16 protein-coding genes and 1 other annotated feature are annotated in these 16,608 nt (G+C 51.6%); of the genes, 11 read left to right on the top strand and 5 right to left on the bottom strand.

The genetic code is table 11. The features are described from left to right. Positions 1 to 8 precede the first annotated feature (8 nt). Together gyrB and yidA are read left to right on the top strand one after the other, a co-directional pair. Complete coding sequence (gyrB, locus tag OGV94_RS23310; protein ID WP_043018809.1) at positions 9 to 2,423, top strand: DNA topoisomerase (ATP-hydrolyzing) subunit B; 2,415 nt, start codon at positions 9 to 11, stop codon at positions 2,421 to 2,423. Between the two features lie 144 nt (positions 2,424 to 2,567). Next, positions 2,568 to 3,380 carry a sugar-phosphatase gene (gene yidA, locus OGV94_RS23305; protein ID WP_043018808.1) on the top strand — a complete coding sequence of 271 codons (813 nt, stop codon included), beginning with the start codon at positions 2,568 to 2,570 and terminating at the stop codon, positions 3,378 to 3,380. 44 nt (positions 3,381 to 3,424) lie between these two features. Here the strand turns inward: yidA and OGV94_RS23300 are convergent, their stop codons facing one another. Both OGV94_RS23300 and cbrA read right to left on the bottom strand, forming a co-directional pair. Further along, entirely contained in the window at positions 3,425 to 3,994 is a 570-nt protein-coding gene (locus tag OGV94_RS23300) for a YidX family protein (RefSeq protein ID WP_491700941.1), read from the bottom strand. A gap of 82 nt (positions 3,995 to 4,076) precedes the next feature. After that, positions 4,077 to 5,222 (bottom strand): colicin M resistance lipid reductase CbrA, encoded by a 1,146-nt coding sequence (gene cbrA / locus OGV94_RS23295; RefSeq protein ID WP_286524510.1) that lies wholly within the window; start codon positions 5,220 to 5,222, stop codon positions 4,077 to 4,079. A 100-nt stretch (positions 5,223 to 5,322) separates the two neighbouring features. Between cbrA and OGV94_RS23290 the strand changes: the two genes are divergently transcribed. Next, positions 5,323 to 6,549, top strand: a complete 1,227-nt coding sequence (locus OGV94_RS23290) for a YidR family protein (protein WP_286518390.1) — start codon at positions 5,323 to 5,325, stop codon at positions 6,547 to 6,549. Position 6,550: 1 nt separating this feature from the next. Here OGV94_RS23290 and OGV94_RS23285 read toward each other — a convergent pair whose 3' ends face one another. After that, positions 6,551 to 6,883: a YceK/YidQ family lipoprotein gene (locus OGV94_RS23285; protein WP_167373431.1), complete on the bottom strand. Its 333-nt coding sequence runs from the start codon at positions 6,881 to 6,883 to the stop codon at positions 6,551 to 6,553. A gap of 238 nt (positions 6,884 to 7,121) precedes the next feature. Next, positions 7,122 to 7,194 (top strand) — a sequence feature (ROSE (Repression Of Heat Shock gene Expression) occurs in the 5'-region of heat shock genes and acts as an RNA thermometer to modulate expression.). Between OGV94_RS23285 and ibpA the strand changes: the two genes are divergently transcribed. The 3 genes from ibpA (at position 7,188) to OGV94_RS23270 (ending at position 9,908) form a co-directional block, all read left to right on the top strand. Further along, complete coding sequence (ibpA, locus tag OGV94_RS23280; RefSeq protein ID WP_003023882.1) at positions 7,188 to 7,601, top strand: small heat shock chaperone IbpA; 414 nt, start codon at positions 7,188 to 7,190, stop codon at positions 7,599 to 7,601. (Overlaps the previous feature by 7 nt.) Before the next feature lie 92 nt (positions 7,602 to 7,693). Continuing rightward, positions 7,694 to 8,122 (top strand): small heat shock chaperone IbpB, encoded by a 429-nt coding sequence (gene ibpB, locus OGV94_RS23275; RefSeq protein WP_043018803.1) that lies wholly within the window; start codon positions 7,694 to 7,696, stop codon positions 8,120 to 8,122. A 124-nt stretch (positions 8,123 to 8,246) separates the two neighbouring features. Then, positions 8,247 to 9,908 (top strand): putative transporter, encoded by a 1,662-nt coding sequence (locus tag OGV94_RS23270; protein WP_286518388.1) that lies wholly within the window; start codon positions 8,247 to 8,249, stop codon positions 9,906 to 9,908. A gap of 49 nt (positions 9,909 to 9,957) precedes the next feature. On the opposite strand, the gene OGV94_RS23265 is transcribed toward OGV94_RS23270, so the two are convergent. Then, positions 9,958 to 10,821 (bottom strand): AraC family transcriptional regulator, encoded by an 864-nt coding sequence (locus tag OGV94_RS23265; RefSeq protein ID WP_043018801.1) that lies wholly within the window; start codon positions 10,819 to 10,821, stop codon positions 9,958 to 9,960. A 166-nt stretch (positions 10,822 to 10,987) separates the two neighbouring features. Here OGV94_RS23265 and OGV94_RS23260 point away from each other — a divergent pair, with 166 nt between their 5' ends. After that, positions 10,988 to 12,703: a solute:sodium symporter family transporter gene (locus OGV94_RS23260; RefSeq protein WP_043018800.1), complete on the top strand. Its 1,716-nt coding sequence runs from the start codon at positions 10,988 to 10,990 to the stop codon at positions 12,701 to 12,703. Next, positions 12,700 to 14,193: a sulfatase-like hydrolase/transferase gene (locus OGV94_RS23255; RefSeq protein WP_043018799.1), complete on the top strand. Its 1,494-nt coding sequence runs from the start codon at positions 12,700 to 12,702 to the stop codon at positions 14,191 to 14,193. The genes OGV94_RS23260 and OGV94_RS23255 overlap by 4 nt, the downstream gene beginning before the upstream one ends. 49 nt (positions 14,194 to 14,242) lie before the next feature. On the opposite strand, the gene yidI is transcribed toward OGV94_RS23255, so the two are convergent. Continuing rightward, positions 14,243 to 14,692: an inner membrane protein YidI gene (gene yidI / locus OGV94_RS23250; RefSeq protein WP_043018798.1), complete on the bottom strand. Its 450-nt coding sequence runs from the start codon at positions 14,690 to 14,692 to the stop codon at positions 14,243 to 14,245. 107 nt (positions 14,693 to 14,799) lie between these two features. Between yidI and OGV94_RS23245 the strand changes: the two genes are divergently transcribed. The 3 genes from OGV94_RS23245 to OGV94_RS23235 are packed head-to-tail and all read left to right on the top strand — an operon-like array spanning position 14,800 to position 16,608. Beyond that, the gene (locus OGV94_RS23245) at positions 14,800 to 15,147 is read left to right on the top strand and encodes a YidH family protein (protein ID WP_042311462.1); all 348 of its coding nucleotides are present in this window, start codon (positions 14,800 to 14,802) and stop codon (positions 15,145 to 15,147) included. Continuing rightward, positions 15,137 to 15,499 carry a DUF202 domain-containing protein gene (locus tag OGV94_RS23240; RefSeq protein WP_043018797.1) on the top strand — a complete coding sequence of 121 codons (363 nt, stop codon included), beginning with the start codon at positions 15,137 to 15,139 and terminating at the stop codon, positions 15,497 to 15,499. Before OGV94_RS23245 ends, OGV94_RS23240 begins: the two co-directional genes overlap by 11 nt. Continuing rightward, positions 15,496 to 16,608, top strand: coding sequence for an anaerobic sulfatase maturase (locus tag OGV94_RS23235; protein ID WP_167373430.1), 1,113 nt, complete (start codon positions 15,496 to 15,498; stop codon positions 16,606 to 16,608). The genes OGV94_RS23240 and OGV94_RS23235 overlap by 4 nt, the downstream gene beginning before the upstream one ends.

The raw sequence follows: 16,608 nt of genomic DNA, 5'->3' as shown, positions 1-16,608 counted from the left end.
AAACGTTGATGTCGAATTCTTATGACTCCTCCAGTATCAAAGTCCTGAAAGGACTGGATGCGGTGCGTAAGCGCCCTGGTATGTATATCGGCGACACGGATGACGGCACCGGTCTGCACCACATGGTATTCGAGGTGGTAGATAACGCTATCGACGAAGCGCTCGCGGGTCACTGTAAAGATATCGTGGTAACGATTCACGCTGATAACTCCGTGTCCGTTACCGATGATGGCCGTGGTATCCCGACCGGTATTCACCCGGAAGAAGGCGTTTCGGCGGCGGAAGTTATCATGACCGTTCTGCACGCAGGCGGTAAATTCGATGATAACTCCTATAAAGTTTCCGGCGGTTTGCACGGCGTGGGTGTTTCTGTCGTTAACGCCTTGTCGCAGAAACTGGAGCTGGTGATTCGTCGTGAAGGCAAAGTGCATCAGCAAACTTACGTGCACGGTGTGCCGCAGGCGCCGCTGGCGGTAACCGGCGAAACAGAACTGACCGGGACTCAGGTCCGTTTCTGGCCAAGCCACGAAACCTTTACCAATGTCGTTGAGTTTGAATACGACATTCTGGCGAAGCGTCTACGTGAGCTGTCCTTCCTGAACTCCGGCGTCTCTATTCGTCTGCGCGACAAGCGCGACGGCAAAGAAGATCATTTCCACTATGAAGGTGGCATTAAGGCGTTTGTTGAATACCTCAACAAAAATAAAACGCCGATCCACCCGAATATCTTCTACTTCTCCACTGAAAAAGACGGTATCGGCGTTGAAGTTGCGCTGCAGTGGAACGATGGTTTCCAGGAAAACATCTACTGTTTCACCAACAACATTCCACAGCGTGACGGCGGTACTCACCTTGCAGGCTTCCGTGCGGCGATGACCCGTACCCTGAACGCCTACATGGACAAAGAAGGCTACAGCAAAAAAGCGAAAGTCAGCGCCACCGGTGACGATGCCCGTGAAGGTCTGATTGCCGTTGTTTCTGTGAAAGTACCGGATCCGAAGTTCTCCTCACAGACCAAAGATAAGCTGGTCTCCTCTGAGGTGAAATCGGCGGTAGAACAGCAGATGAACGAACTGCTGAGCGAATACCTGCTGGAAAACCCGTCTGACGCGAAAATCGTCGTTGGCAAAATTATCGATGCTGCGCGTGCCCGTGAAGCTGCACGCCGCGCGCGTGAAATGACCCGTCGTAAAGGCGCGCTGGACTTAGCCGGTCTGCCGGGCAAGCTGGCGGACTGTCAGGAACGCGACCCAGCCCACTCTGAACTGTATCTGGTGGAAGGGGACTCCGCGGGCGGATCTGCGAAGCAGGGCCGTAACCGTAAAAACCAGGCGATTCTGCCGCTGAAGGGTAAAATCCTCAACGTCGAGAAAGCGCGTTTTGACAAGATGCTCTCCTCTCAGGAAGTCGCGACGCTGATCACCGCGCTCGGCTGTGGCATCGGTCGTGACGAGTACAACCCGGACAAACTGCGTTATCACAGCATCATCATCATGACCGATGCGGACGTCGACGGCTCGCACATTCGTACGCTGCTGTTGACCTTCTTTTATCGTCAGATGCCGGAAATCGTTGAGCGCGGCCACGTTTACATTGCACAGCCACCGCTGTACAAAGTGAAAAAAGGCAAGCAGGAACAGTACATTAAAGATGACGAAGCGATGGATCAGTACCAAATTTCTATCGCTCTGGATGGCGCAACGCTGCACACCAATGCCAGCGCACCAGCCCTGGCGGGTGAAGCATTAGAAAAACTGGTTTCTGAATACAACGCGACGCAGAAAATGATCGGCCGTATGGAACGTCGTTTCCCGAAAGCGCTGCTGAAAGAACTGGTTTATCAACCGACGCTGGCTGAAGACTGCCTGTCTGATGAAGCGAAAGTGACGGCCTGGGTTTCCCAGTTGGTTAACGTGCTGAATGAAAAAGAAATGCACGGCAGCACCTGGAACAGCTTCGTGCGTAAAGACGCTGAACTGAACCTGTTCGAACCGGTGATCCGTGTGCGTACCCACGGTGTCGATACCGATTATCCGCTGGAGCATGAATTTGTGACCGGTGGCGAATACCGTCGTATTTGTACGCTCGGCGAGAAGCTGCGCGGGCTGATCGAAGACGATGCGTTTATCGAACGTGGCGAACGTCGTCAGCCAGTAGCAAGCTTTGAGCAGGCACTGGAATGGTTGCAGAAAGAGTCTCGTCGTGGCCTCGCTATCCAGCGTTATAAAGGTCTGGGTGAGATGAACCCGGAACAGCTGTGGGAAACCACCATGGACCCGGAAAGCCGTCGTATGCTGCGCGTTACCGTGAAGGATGCGATCGCCGCCGACCAGCTGTTCACCACGCTGATGGGTGATGCCGTTGAACCTCGTCGTGCGTTTATCGAAGAAAACGCCCTGAAAGCGGCGAACATCGATATTTAACCAGCACCCGGGCCTGCTCCTGTGGGCCTGTGACCGATCGACAAAAGGGGAATCTCAATTCCCCTTTCTATCCCCCTTTTCGTAGCTGTTTTTTGAGCGGAATCGCGTTAGCATGAGGACGGACTCATTTAATCCGGGGAACTCATGGCTATCAAACTTATTGCTATCGACATGGATGGCACACTTCTGCTGCCCGATCACACCATTTCACCTGCGGTCAAAACGGCGATTGCCGCGGCGCGCGCGCGTGGCGTGAATGTGGTGCTGACCACGGGACGCCCGTATGCCGGCGTTCACAGCTATCTGAAAGAACTACATATGGAACAACCCGGTGACTACTGCATTACCTACAACGGTGCGCTGGTGCAGAAAGCAGGGGATGGCAGTACCGTGGCGCAAACCGCGCTGAGCTATGATGATTATCGTTACCTGGAACAGCTTTCCCGGGAAGTTGGCTCACATTTCCACGCTCTCGATCGCAATACGTTGTATACCGCGAACCGTGATATCAGCTACTACACGGTGCACGAATCGTTTGTCGCGACCATCCCGCTGGTGTTCTGTGAAGCCGAGAAAATGGATCCTGCAACCCAGTTCCTGAAAGTGATGATGATTGATGAGCCGGAGATCCTTGATAAAGCTATCTCGCGTATACCTGCGGAAGTAAAAGAGAAGTACACCGTGCTGAAGAGCGCGCCGTATTTCCTCGAAATCCTCGATAAACGCGTCAATAAAGGGACAGGTGTAAAATCGCTGGCCGATACGTTAGGCATTAAAGCCGAAGAGGTGATGGCGATTGGCGATCAGGAAAACGACATCGCGATGATTGAATACGCAGGCGTGGGCGTTGCCATGGACAACGCTATTCCATCAGTCAAAGAAATCGCCAACTTCGTGACGAAATCCAACCTTGAAGATGGCGTCGCGTATGCCATTGAGAAATTTGCGCTGAATTAAGAAGTTATGGGCAAGTGCCTTGTTACATTTGCCCATTTAAATTTTTATTGGTGATAATAATTAAAAAATAATATTTGTAATGGAGAGGTTACGACATCCAGAGTGATAGTAATGGGCAGTAGTCCGTTTGTGACGAATTCGGGTATATGTGAGGTTTTATATTCGTAAAAACCAACGGTAAATGGATGATAAAACGTAAGCATCTGCGAGTAATCCTGTTTGGTGCTTTTTTTATGGATTGTCCCTTCCAGTTTGGATAGATTTTTAGTGCAGTATTGCGCTGAGCAGTCAAAACCGTAGCCCGTAAGCACTTGTTTAACGTCCTGCGTTTCCCCTGTGTATTTAAGCGTTAATACGCCTTTAAATCCCTTTTTATTGTCGCTGATGATGAATTCGGCGATATCAACGGCCTGTAAATTATGACGGTCGATTTGCGGATCTTGCAGCAACTTCACCACGCTTTCGGCACCACTGGTTATCAGATAATCAAACGTTTTGCCGACAAAGACATAGCCTTCATTACCATCATTATCTTTACCTGACGATAAGCCAATAACGGTGTCTGTTTTCCACTTTTCCCTTGTTGTTTGTGGATCGCCTGCTTTGAGCCACATAAAGCTCAGGCACCCTGATAACATAACGCTAAGCGATGATACGACCAGCGATTTTACCAACCAGCTATGTTTTATGTTCAACTTAATCCCTTAAAAAAACGCGCCGTAATGTCATGGCCATACTACGCGATTTATCACGCTTTTCTTTTGCTGGCGGGTGACTTTCAGATTTTGCCAAGGGAATATGCGCCACGCCGCTGCGCATTATCCATTTACGGGAAAACGCCGACGTCAGGGCGCGACTTTTCAGGATCTTGCCAAACAGTTTAAGGCGTAGCTTGCGGGTGGCTTTACGGTAAGCGTGATTCATATCTGGCGTATCCCGCAGCAGTACCGATTTGAGGATCTCCGCGCTGTCCAGCGCATAGCTAATCCCTTCCAGCGAGCTGGCGCTGATAAAACCGGCCGCTTCGCCAATCAAAAATGCGTTGTCCTCTCCGCAGACGAAGTCTTTCCAGCGTGAGGGGAACAGCACCGTACATTTTTCGCTTTTCACCGGTTTGCCGAACTGGAAATGGAACGCTTCCAGCTTCTCTTTCAGCGCGTCAAAGCGCGCCTGGCCGTCCTTCATGGGGTACGCGCCGCCAAAGATAAAATAGCCGTCTTTGCTGATACTCCAGGAATAACAGTCGGTTGCGTCATTATCAAAAATACAGGAATAGAACGGGACAGGATGTTTTTCCGCAAACCATTGTTGAATAGCGACATATTTACGGATTTGGTGCTGGGGATAGAGATGACGGCGTACCAGTGAATTCGCTCCGTCGGCACCTACCAGATAACGCGCGGTGATCTGCTGCTCCCAACCGTCGGCGCGGAAGATTACATGCCATTTATCGCCCTCGCGCCAGATTTTCCGACACAGGCTGTCGTGGTACACCTGTACATCGTCAGGAATGAGCGATTTAAGCCATAAATCAAACGCATGGCGATTGATATTAATGTAGCTACGTTGGTAGTTACGCGTCAAAGAAGCGGCAACATCAACCGTTTTAACGCTAAATATCTGCGGGTTGGCGATGACATTAACGGGTAAGGTTATCCCGTCGCGGATAAACGAACGCTGGGCATCCGGGGCCAGCAGACCGCCGCAGGGTTTGGTAAAACCTTCGTTGCCGCACTGGCGTTTTTTATCCAACGCGATCACGCGCATTTTTCCACTCAACTGCCGCGCCAGCGCTGCGCCTGCCGGGCCTAATCCGATAATCGCTACGTCAAAATGTTCCATCTTTCTGTCCGCAAAAAATGAAGATAGCGATACGCTAAAGCCTGAAAGTGAAGTGCTTGTGAAGTATGATTGCTGAAATCGTCTTGTATCAGGGCATCCCATGAAGCAAATCACCTTTACGCCGCGTAATCATCAGCTTACCAATATCAATACCTGGACACCGGACAGCCAGTGGCTGGTCTTTGATGTGCGCCCCTCCGGCGCCTCTTTTACCGGTGAAACAATTGAGCGCGTTAATATCCATACTGGCGAGCTGGAGGTGATTTACCGGGCTAGTCAGGGATCACACGTTGGCGTGGTGACCGTTCATCCAAAGTCGGAAAAATATGTATTTATTCATGGGCCTGAAAATCCTGATGAAACATGGCATTACGACTTCCATCATCGGCGTGGGGTGATTGCTTCGCAGGCTGGGATGGAGAATCTGGATGCGATGGATATTACTGCGCCATATACGCCGGGCGCGCTGCGCGGCGGCAGTCATGTGCATGTTTTTAGCCCGAACGGCGAGTTTGTCAGTTTTACCTATAACGACCATGTGCTGCATGAGCGCTCTCCGGCGCTCGATTTACGCAACGTCGGCGTGGCTGCGCCGTATGGTCCGGTGAATGTTTCCTCGCAGCATCCCCGTGAATACAGCGGTAGCTACTGGTGCGTGCTGGTGAGTCAGACGACGCCAGCGCCAAAGCCGGGGAGCGATGAGATTAACCGCGCCTATGAAGAGGGCTGGGTGGGGGAAAGCAGACTGGCGTTTATCGGCGATACGTTGTCCGCCTCTGGTGAGAAGGTGCCGGAGCTGTTTATTGTTGATTTGCCACAGGATGAAAGCGGCTGGAAACAGCCTGGCGACGAGCCACTGGAGGGGACTGAGGCGACAATGCCTGCGCCGCCATCCGGCATAACTCAACGCCGCCTGACGTTTACCCATGAGCACGTCTTCCCTGGGCTGGTTAATCAGCCGCGCCACTGGGTGCGCAGTAATCCAGGAGCCTCTGAGATTGCGTTTTTAATGCGCGATGATCGTGGTGTTGTGCAACTGTGGCTGATTTCCCCACAAGGAGGGGAGCCGCGTCAGCTTACCCGCTGCGCCACGGATATTCAGTCAGCGTTCAACTGGCATCCGTCGGGGAAATGGCTGGGATTTGTACTGCAGAACAAAATCGCCTGTTGTGATGCTCTTACGGGAGAGATTGATTTTTTAACGGATCATCATGGCAACCCGCCGTCAGGCGACGCGATCGTCTTTTCTCCTGACGGTCAATGGGTTGCGTGGATGGAAGACGTCGAGGGTTTCCGCCAGTTATGGGTGACAGAAACCAGGCGCTAGCTTAAGGCGCGGTCATTTCAGCCGGGGGAATAACCGCGTTTGTGGCCTGCGTTCTCTCCTCGCTTTTTTCTACGCGGGATCTCACCGAGTTGTCTTTGCGAAAGAGATCCCACGGAAGCAGTACCGTATCCAGTACGGCGGTAAACGGCATATCCAGAATCGCCAGCGACTTGGTTCCCCAGTTTGTATCACTTTCGCTAATCATTGTGGCGCTGGCGCGCGTGCCAGGATACGTCCCTTCCTTGCCTCCGGTATGTGACATAATGCTGGAACAGCCGCTCAAAAACGCCATCCCGCTGCACATTGCCAGTGTTACCAACATTTTTTTTATCATCATTTATTCATCTGTATTTATCGTGTTTGCATGGTGAGTTAAAGCGATCCGTTGCGAAAATAACATCACCATTTCGTCGCACTGTGGCGGCTATCGCGATTTAACGATAACAACTGCTTCCCCCAGTGTATGCAATAGACACCAAACTGCAAAAAAAGTCAGATGAATACGCTTGAAAAGTTTGTATTAAGACCCATTTTTAGAGTGTAGACAAATGAAGGGCATGCCTGATGGGTGTCCTGGCTACCTGACCTGTCCATGATGGAAGGTCGATTATTCTCGCTGATTTCAGGAGCTATTGATTATGCGTAACTTTGATTTATCCCCGCTGTACCGTTCTGCAATTGGTTTTGATCGCCTGTTTAACCTGCTGGAAAACAATCAGGGCCAGAGCAATGGCGGCTACCCTCCGTATAACGTTGAGCTAGTAGACGAAAACCATTACCGCATTGCGATTGCCGTTGCCGGTTTTGCTGAAAGCGAACTGGAAATTACTGCCCAGGACAATCTGCTGGTGGTGAAAGGCGCTCATGCGGACGATCAAAAAGAACGTACTTACCTGTATCAGGGCATTGCCGAGCGCAACTTCGAACGTAAGTTCCAGTTAGCGGAGAACATTCATGTTCGCGGCGCAAACCTGGTGAATGGTCTGCTGTATATCGATCTTGAGCGCGTGATTCCCGAAGCGAACAAGCCGCGCCGCATCGAAATCAACTAATTCTGTGGGCCGCTGCAGGCGGCCCTGCTAAGTCATCGGCTTGCCGTCAGGGAGCCGAAAAGTACCTACTCGCTTCTTAGAAGGAGATTATTATGCGTAACTACGATTTATCCCCACTGCTGCGTCAATGGATCGGTTTTGACAAACTGGCCAATGCCTTGCAAAACACCGGTGAAAGCCAGAGCTTCCCGCCATATAACATCGAAAAGAGCGATGATAACCACTACCGCATTACCCTTGCGTTAGCCGGTTTCCGCCAGGAAGATCTGGATATTCAACTGGAAGGCACGCGCCTGACCGTGAAAGGTACGCCGCAACAGCCGGAAAAAGAGACCAAATGGTTGCATCAGGGGCTGGTCACTCAGCCGTTCAGCCTGAGCTTCACGCTGGCTGAAAATATGGAGGTCTCCGGCGCAAGCTTCACTAACGGCTTGCTGCATATCGATTTGACCCGGAATGAACCTGAAACCATTGCTCCACAACGTATCGCCATCAGCGAACGTCCCGCATTAAATAGCTAAATAGCTCCATGCCTTTGCCCCGCCAGAAATGACGGGGCTTTTTTGTGCTTTACCACCCATACATTGCGACTGTACTCTGCGAGAATCCATTTACTTAATGATGTTATTCACAGGGAACAGGATAATGAGTGATATAGCATTGACGGTCAGCGTTCTGGCATTGGTGGCGGTTGTCGGATTATGGATCGGCAACATAAAAATACGTGGTGTTGGTTTTGGCATTGGAGGCGTGCTGTTCGGCGGTATTATCGTCGGACATTTTGTCGATCAGGCAGGGATGACCCTGAGCGGCGACATGCTGCATTTTATTCAGGAATTTGGCCTGATTCTTTTCGTCTACACCATCGGTATTCAGGTGGGGCCGGGCTTTTTTGCGTCACTGCGCGTTTCCGGGCTGCGGCTGAATCTGTTTGCCGTACTGATTGTTATTATGGGTGGCCTGGTCACCGCGATCCTGCATAAGATTTTTGCCATTCCCCTTCCGGTGGTGCTGGGAATATTTTCCGGTGCGGTCACCAATACCCCGGCCTTAGGCGCGGGCCAGCAAATTCTGCGCGATCTGGGTACCTCTGCTGATGTAGTGGATCAGATGGGGATGAGCTATGCCATGGCCTATCCTTTTGGTATCTGTGGTATTTTGCTCACGATGTGGCTGATGCGCCTCATTTTTCGCGTTAACGTCGATGCCGAAGCCCATCAGCATGAATCCACGCTGACCAACGGACACGCGCTGATTCAGACGATGAACATCCGCGTGGAAAACCCAAACCTCAACAATATGGCGATTCAGGATGTCCCGATTCTGAACAGCGATAAAATCATCTGCTCGCGTCTGAAACGTGAAGAGACATTGATGGTGCCGTCGCCAGGGACAATTATCCAGATGGGCGACCTGTTACACCTGGTCGGTCAGCCTGGCGATCTGCACAACGCGCAGGTGGTGATTGGGCAGGAGGTGGACACATCGCTGTCGACGCGAGGTACCGATTTACGCGTTGAGCGCGTGGTGGTGACCAACGAACAGGTACTGGGTAAACGAATCCGCGACCTGCATTTCAAAGAGCGTTACGACGTGGTTATCTCCCGTTTGAACCGTGCGGGGGTTGAGCTCGTAGCCAGCAGCGACGCCAGCCTGCAATTCGGCGATATCCTCAATCTGGTGGGGCGTCCCGCGTCCATTGATGCCGTCGCCAATGTTGTCGGCAACGCGCAGCAAAAACTGCAGCAGGTGCAGATGCTGCCGGTATTTATTGGTATCGGGCTGGGTGTTCTTCTGGGTTCCATCCCACTGTTCATCCCGGGGTTCCCGGTGGCGTTAAAACTGGGTCTGGCCGGTGGGCCGCTGATTATGGCCTTGATCCTGGGGCGTATTGGCAGCATTGGTAAGCTGTACTGGTTTATGCCTCCCAGCGCTAACCTGGCGCTGCGAGAGTTAGGTATTGTGCTGTTTCTCGCGGTAGTTGGTCTGAAGTCAGGCGGTGATTTTGTCGATACCCTGACGCAGGGCGATGGCCTGAGCTGGGTGGGCTACGGTATTTTCATTACTGCGATTCCGCTGATTACCGTGGGTTTGTTAGCTCGACTATTTGTCAAAATGAACTACCTGACGCTGTGTGGCATGCTGGCTGGCTCAATGACCGATCCCCCTGCGCTGGCGTTTGCTAACAACCTGCATGCCACCAGCGGGGCAGCTGCGCTCTCCTACGCCACCGTTTATCCGCTGGTTATGTTCCTGAGGATTATCACGCCACAGCTGCTGGCGGTGATCTTCTGGGGGCTGGGTTAAAGAGCGAGTATCCGGCCTGCATCTCCTGCAGGCCGGATGAGACGGTATTTCACTTCTCATGTTTAAGCACTGCCGAGGGCGCGTAGCCAAACTTGTGTTTAAAGGCTTTGCTGAAATGAAATGAGTCAAAAAAGTTAAGCATATCTGCCACCTGTCCGACCGTATTCCCTTCCTGCTTTAACAGTGACAGCGCCAGTTCCAGCCGGGCATCGAGATAATATTCCTTCGGTGTTTTACCGGTGTAACGTAAAAAAAGACGACGTAGCCAGGCTTCGCTGCAGGGGATGGTGGCCGCCATATCCGCCACGCTCCACCGCCTTTGCAGGCTGGCATGCAGAGTGGCAATCAGTTTTTCAATTTGTATCCGCTGTGGGTCTTTTTTACCTTCGGCGTAAATAAGACAAATCCATTGATAAATTATTTTTGTGAGAAAAGCGACGGCCAGATTATTTTTCATTGAGTCTTGTGACGTAATTAATCGCGAGACCTCGGCCAGTTCTTGATTATAAATATCACCATTATAAATAATGCTTTGCTGGCGTAACGGAATATCCATTACGCTGGTTGGAGTGAATTCCATCCAGTATTGTTCCCATACTAATCCTTCACAATGATAAGACTGAATGTCTGTTGGTTTTAAAAATATTATACAATTTCCGGTGAGGGTAATGTGTTCGCCGCCTTTTAGCAGGATTTTCCCACAGCCCTGGACGGTATAGACAGCAACCCATGAATTAGCTATCAGTGGCTTTTTCTTATCGCGTGGCCAAATAACCCGGTAATGTTCGTCGGCATAGGTGTGCCACAGCGAGATCAATGAAATTCCGCTTGAGATCACATTTTCGTTAATCAATAGGGGAATATTGTACGTAGTTTCGTTTTTTACATGCGAACTTTGCATCTTTCCATTCATTTTAATTTCCCGCCGGAGAATTATGCCCACAACCTGAACTTAACAGAAAAAATCCGTTCAGGGATATGACGTTTTTATTTTAAGAAATCTGACTGCCTGACCCGGTGCGTAATACCTCCGATTTTCCCTACCGCTGCCGGGACATAATGATAAAAAGGGCTATGAGATGAATACGCTACAAATTCTAAGCTTTGTGGGTTTTACGCTACTGGTGGCGGTAATCACCTGGTGGAAGTTACGGAAAGCGGATACCGGATCGCAACAAGGATATTTTCTGGCGGGGCGATCGCTAAAAGCGCCGGTTATTGCTGCGTCGCTGATGCTAACGAATCTCTCGACGGAACAACTGGTAGGGTTAACCGGCCAGGCTTACCGCAGTGGAATGTCGGTAATGGCATGGGAAGTTATCTCAGCGATCCCGCTCATTTTTCTGGCGCTGATTTTTTTGCCGCGCTATCTGCAGCGCGGCATTGCTACTATTCCGGACTTTATTGAGGAGCGTTATGACAAAACGACCCGCATTATCATCGACTGCTGTTTTTTAATTGCCACGGGGATTTGTTTTCTGCCGATCATTTTGTATTCCGGCGCGCTTGCCTTTAACAGTATGTTTCATGTTACTGAAACCTTTGATATTTCCCAGCATACGGCAATTTGGTTGATGGCGGTGGTATTGGGGATTAGTGGTATTTTGTACGCCGTGGTCGGTGGGATGCGTGCCATCGCTATTGCCGATGTGATCAACGGTATCGGTCTGGTGATTGGCGGTCTGATGGTGCCACTGTTTGGCCTGATGGCAATGGGTAAAGGCAGCCTGAGCGAAGGGATTACGCGCTTAACGCAGGATCACAGCCAGATGTTGAATTCGATTGGCGGGAGCAACGACCCGGTACCGATCGGCGCGGCACTGACCGGGCTTATTCTGGTGAATACCTTCTACTGGTGTACGAACCAGGGAATTGTTCAACGTACGCTGGCGTCAAAAAGCTTATCGGAGGGACAGAAAGGGGCCTTATTGACGGCGGTGTTGAAGATGCTGGATCCGCTGATTCTGGTATTGCCTGGCGTTATCGCCTTTCACCTTTTCCAGGATCTCCCAAAAGCGGATATGGCTTACCCGGCGCTGGTAAACAAAGTCATGCCGTTGCCGCTGATTGGCTTTTTCAGCGCCGTATTGTTCGGCGCGATCATCAGCGCGTTTTGCGGTTTTCTCAACAGCGCCTCGACACTCTTCAGCCTCGGTATTTATCGTCGACTGATTAACGAGCAGGCCAGCCCCGATAAACTGGTCAGCGTGGGACGTCGCTTTGGTTTTATCGTCGCGGTTATTTCTGTGCTGGTTGCGCCGTGGATTGCGTATGCGCCACAGGGGCTTTACAGTTGGATGAAACAACTCAACGGCATTTACAACGTACCATTGGTGACCATCGTTATTATGGGCTTCTTTTTCCCCCGCATCCCGGCGTTGGCGGCGAAGGTTGCGATGGGGCTGGGTATCGTCAGCTACATCACCATCAACTATCTGGTGAAATTCGAGTTCCACTTCCTCTACGTGCTGGCCTGTACCTTCTGCATCAACGTGGTGGTCATGCTGGCTATCGGTGTTATCAAGCCGCGTGCCACGCCGTTTAAATTCCATGATGCTTTCGCGGTCGACATGAAGCCGTGGAAAAACGCGAAGATCGCCTCTGTTGGCGTCCTGTTTGCGATGATTGGAGTTTATTCTGGTCTGGCGCAGTTTGGTGGTTACAACTCTCGTTGGCTGACAATCTTCAGCTACGCCATCACGGCAGCAGTAGTGATATACCTGATTTTCAGCAGTTGGCAGTCGCGGCGTATCTCTACTGAACACTGTGTCTCTGACGCTAAGGATAAAGCATGACCCGCCCTAATTTTCTGTTCATTATGACCGATACTCAGGCGACCAATATGGTCGGCTGCTACAGTGGTAAGCCGCTGAATACCAATAATATTGATAGTCTGGCGGCGGAAGGTATTCGCTTCAATTCCGCTTATACCTGCTCACCGGTCTGCACCCCGGCCCGCGCGGGGTTGTTTACCGGTATTTATGCCAACCAGTCCGGTCCGTGGACCAATAACGTCGCGCCGGGGAAAAACATTTCCACCATGGGGCGCTACTTCAAGGATGCGGGCTATCACACCTGCTACATCGGCAAGTGGCATCTCGACGGGCATGATTACTTTGGTACCGGCGAGTGTCCACCCGAGTGGGATGCCGACTACTGGTATGACGGGGCCAATTACCTGGCAGAACTGACGGATAAAGAGATCGGTTTGTGGCGTAACGGTCTGAACAGCGTGGAGGATTTGCTGGCCAACAATATCGACAAAACCTTCACCTGGGCGCATCGTATCAGCAACCGGGCGGTCGATTTCCTCCACCAGCCAGCTCGTAACGATGACCCCTTCCTGATGGTGATTTCCTACGACGAGCCGCATCACCCTTTTACCTGTCCGGTGGAGTATCTGCAGAAATATCAGGACTTTTACTACGATCTGGGCGCGAAAGCGCAGGATACTCTGTGCGATAAGCCTGAGCATCATCGCCTGTGGTCGCAAGCGATGCCGTCTCCGGTGGGTGAAGACGGACGCTATCACCATCCACTCTATTTTGCCTGCAACGATTTTGTTGACGATCAGATTGGCCGGGTGATTGATGCCTTAACGCCAGAACAGCGGGAGAATACCTGGGTTATTTATACCTCCGATCACGGTGAGATGATGGGAGCGCATAAGCTCATCAGTAAGGGGGCGGCGATGTATGACGACATCACGCGAATTCCGCTGATTATGCGCCCGCCGCAGGGGGAACCGATGCAGGTAGACACGCCGGTCAGTCATATCGATCTGCTGCCGACGATGATGGCGCTGGCGGGCATTGAGCAGCCACAAATCCTGCCGGGTGAAAACATCCTTAACATTGAAAAGCCACGCGGCGTGATGGTGGAGTTCAACCGTTATGAGATTGAACATGACAGTTTTGGCGGATTTATTCCGGTACGCTGCTGGGTGACAGACGACTGGAAGCTGGTGCTGAATCTGTTTACCAGCGATGAGCTTTACGACAGACGAAACGATCCCGATGAGCTACATAACCTGATAGATTCGCCACAATTGGCCGACGTTCGCTGCCAGATGCACGATGCTCTGTTGGACTATATGGATAAAATCCGCGACCCGTTCCGTACCTACCAGTGGAGTTTGCGTCCGTGGCGTCCGGACGCCGTACCGCGCTGGATGGGCGCTTTCCGCCCACGCCCGCAAGATGGCTATTCTCCGGTGGTACGCGATTACGACACCGGTTTACCAACCCAGGGCGTAAAAGTGGAGGAGAAAAAGCAGAAGTTCTGAGGGAACGCCCTGCCGGATCGGGTTCTCACGCCGCCATCCGGCAGGCTGGTCAAACTGGAGAAGCACCGCCGAGAAAGGAAAATATCAGCATGAGCAGAATGATGCCGCAGATAATGGCAATGCCAAAAAGCAGAGCATGAAAGGCAAGTGTCGCGCCGCCGAAGAACATTGCGCCATGAATACTCCAGCGATTTTCTTTACGCATGCCGCCGATAAACGCACATATCAGCGCGATGACGGCAAGAGCGATGCCGCTGTTATCCAGTATTTTATCGATATCAGTGGCAGTTTTTTTCGCAGCAGCGGGCGGTTGTTCCCCTTTCAGACCGGCAAGAATCCCTTTTTTAACGGCGGATACCTTCTCTGCCACCACGCTTTCCAACGCTGGCGGTGGGGCGGAAAAGGGGCCAAAAGAGAAATGGAAAATGCCGAGAATCAACGCAATGGCGCCAAATAGCATTCCCAGTGAACTACATTTGTTTTGCGATATGATGTCCATCAGACCTCCCTGTGCTGGTTCAGGTAGAGGGTATCAGCATTCCGCTGTACGAAATTCTGAAAATGACCAGACAACGTAGCTGAGCTATGAATGAAAAAGGAGTTTGGATGAAGATTTCCCGCCTTGGAGAAGCCCCGGATTATCGCTTCTCGCTGGCAAATGAACGTACCTTTTTGGCGTGGATCCGTACCGCGTTGGGATTTCTGGCGGCGGGCGTTGGTCTTGACCAACTGGCTCCGGATTTCGCCACGCCGGTCATTCGTGAGCTTTTGGCGCTGTTACTGTGTCTGTTTGCCGGTGGCCTGGCGATTTATGGTTACCTGCGCTGGCTGCGTAATGAGAGGGCAATGCGTCTGAAAGAGGATTTGCCGTATACCCATAGCCTGTTAATCATCAGCCTGATTTTGATGATCGTCGCGGTGATTGTCATGGGACTGGTACTGTATGCCGGATAGCCGTAAGTCGCGACGTATCGCCGACCCGGGATTACAACCGGAGCGAACATCGCTGGCCTGGTTTCGTACGCTGCTGGGCTATGGCGCGCTAATGGCGCTGGCGCTGAAGCACAACTGGCATCAGGCGGGCTTTCTGTTTTGGGTTTCAATTGTGGTGCTGGCGATGGTGGCCATCGTACTTTGGCGCTATACCCGTAGTCGTACCCTGATGGATGTTACGCATAGTGATTTTTCTGAATCTCGCGCGGTGCGTGACAAATTTATGATCTCCCTCGCGGTGTTATCCCTCGCAATACTGTTTGCTGTAACGCATGTTCGCCAACTTATTGCATTTATCGGGAATTTAGCATGACAGGATGTCAGGTCATGGCCAAGCCGGCCAGCTCTCGTTGTAACCTTGATTGTCGTTACTGTTTTTACATTGATAAACCCACTCAACCCGAAATGGATGATGCCACCTTAGAGACGTTTATTCGCCAGCATATTGCCGCGCAGCCGGGGTCTGAAGTGATGTTCGCCTGGCAGGGTGGAGAGCCAACCCTTTGTGGTATCGACTTTTTTCGCCGCGTAGTGACCTTGCAAAAACAGTACGGGCAAGGGAAGCAAATCCATAATGCTTTCCAGACCAACGGGATTTTGCTCAACGACGAATGGTGTCAGTTTTTACGTGAAAACGGCTGGCTGGTTGGGATTTCCCTGGATGGCCCTGCCGAGTTGCACGATGCGTATCGCGTTAACCGTAGTGGAAAACCGACTCACCATAAGGTGGTGGACGCTATTGCCAGGCTGCGTAAGCATCAGGTGGAGTTCAATCTGCTGGTGGTGGTTAATTCTCTGAACAGTCAGCGGCCCGGGTTGATGTATCACTACCTTCGCCAGCTTGGCACGCCGTTTTTGCAGTTCATTCCGCTGGTTGAATATGATGAAAAAGGCGAGCTTACCGCCGAATCTGTCCCGCCGCAGGCATGGGGAACCTTCCTGAATTCCGTCTTTGATATCTGGGTCAGAGAAGATATTGGTCGCGTATTCGTCCAGTTATTTGATTCAACCCTGGGCGTATGGTGCGGGCATCCGGCGCAGATGTGTTCGCTAAGCTCCACTTGCGGGCATGCGTTTGCCCTGGAAGCGAATGGCGATCTGTATCAATGCGATCACTATGTTTACCCTGATTTTCGCCTGGGTAATATTCATCACACGTCGCTGAGTGAGCTCAATGCCAGCCCGCAGGTAACGGCGTTTGGTCAGTCCAAGAAGGCCACGCTGAGTGCGGAATGTCAGGCGTGTTCGTTGTTACGCTTTTGCCATGGTGATTGTCCAAAGCATCGCGACAGCAGTGGAAAAAGTGCGATTTGCGGCGGGTACAGCGCTTTCTTCAACCATACCGCGCCGCATATGCGCGTGATGCGTGACCTGCTTAAGCAACATCGCTCACCGATGGAACTGATGGCGATGCTGCGTTAA

This window comes from Citrobacter sp. Ce006 (assembly GCF_030336535.1).
Lineage (GTDB): Bacteria > Pseudomonadota > Gammaproteobacteria > Enterobacterales > Enterobacteriaceae > Citrobacter > Citrobacter europaeus.
The sequence above is the reverse complement of the archived record's forward strand: the minus strand, read 5'-3'. Positions and strand labels throughout refer to the sequence as shown.

What these genes read in the sequence shown, in the direction of transcription:
- cbrA (WP_286524510.1), bottom strand. Translation starts at nt 5,222, where the DNA reads ATGGAACATTTTGACGTAGCGATTATCGGATTAGGCCCGGCAGGCGCA.
- gyrB (WP_043018809.1), top strand. Translation starts at nt 9, where the DNA reads ATGTCGAATTCTTATGACTCCTCCAGTATCAAAGTCCTGAAAGGACTG.
- OGV94_RS23255 (WP_043018799.1), top strand. Translation starts at nt 12,700, where the DNA reads ATGACCCGCCCTAATTTTCTGTTCATTATGACCGATACTCAGGCGACC.
- OGV94_RS23245 (WP_042311462.1), top strand. Translation starts at nt 14,800, where the DNA reads ATGAAGATTTCCCGCCTTGGAGAAGCCCCGGATTATCGCTTCTCGCTG.
- OGV94_RS23235 (WP_167373430.1), top strand. Translation starts at nt 15,496, where the DNA reads ATGACAGGATGTCAGGTCATGGCCAAGCCGGCCAGCTCTCGTTGTAAC.
- OGV94_RS23285 (WP_167373431.1), bottom strand. Translation starts at nt 6,883, where the DNA reads ATGATAAAAAAAATGTTGGTAACACTGGCAATGTGCAGCGGGATGGCG.
- OGV94_RS23260 (WP_043018800.1), top strand. Translation starts at nt 10,988, where the DNA reads ATGAATACGCTACAAATTCTAAGCTTTGTGGGTTTTACGCTACTGGTG.
- ibpB (WP_043018803.1), top strand. Translation starts at nt 7,694, where the DNA reads ATGCGTAACTACGATTTATCCCCACTGCTGCGTCAATGGATCGGTTTT.
- OGV94_RS23290 (WP_286518390.1), top strand. Translation starts at nt 5,323, where the DNA reads ATGAAGCAAATCACCTTTACGCCGCGTAATCATCAGCTTACCAATATC.
- yidI (WP_043018798.1), bottom strand. Translation starts at nt 14,692, where the DNA reads ATGGACATCATATCGCAAAACAAATGTAGTTCACTGGGAATGCTATTT.
- OGV94_RS23265 (WP_043018801.1), bottom strand. Translation starts at nt 10,821, where the DNA reads ATGAATGGAAAGATGCAAAGTTCGCATGTAAAAAACGAAACTACGTAC.
- yidA (WP_043018808.1), top strand. Translation starts at nt 2,568, where the DNA reads ATGGCTATCAAACTTATTGCTATCGACATGGATGGCACACTTCTGCTG.
- OGV94_RS23240 (WP_043018797.1), top strand. Translation starts at nt 15,137, where the DNA reads ATGCCGGATAGCCGTAAGTCGCGACGTATCGCCGACCCGGGATTACAA.
- OGV94_RS23300 (WP_491700941.1), bottom strand. Translation starts at nt 3,994, where the DNA reads ATGTGGCTCAAAGCAGGCGATCCACAAACAACAAGGGAAAAGTGGAAA.
- ibpA (WP_003023882.1), top strand. Translation starts at nt 7,188, where the DNA reads ATGCGTAACTTTGATTTATCCCCGCTGTACCGTTCTGCAATTGGTTTT.
- OGV94_RS23270 (WP_286518388.1), top strand. Translation starts at nt 8,247, where the DNA reads ATGAGTGATATAGCATTGACGGTCAGCGTTCTGGCATTGGTGGCGGTT.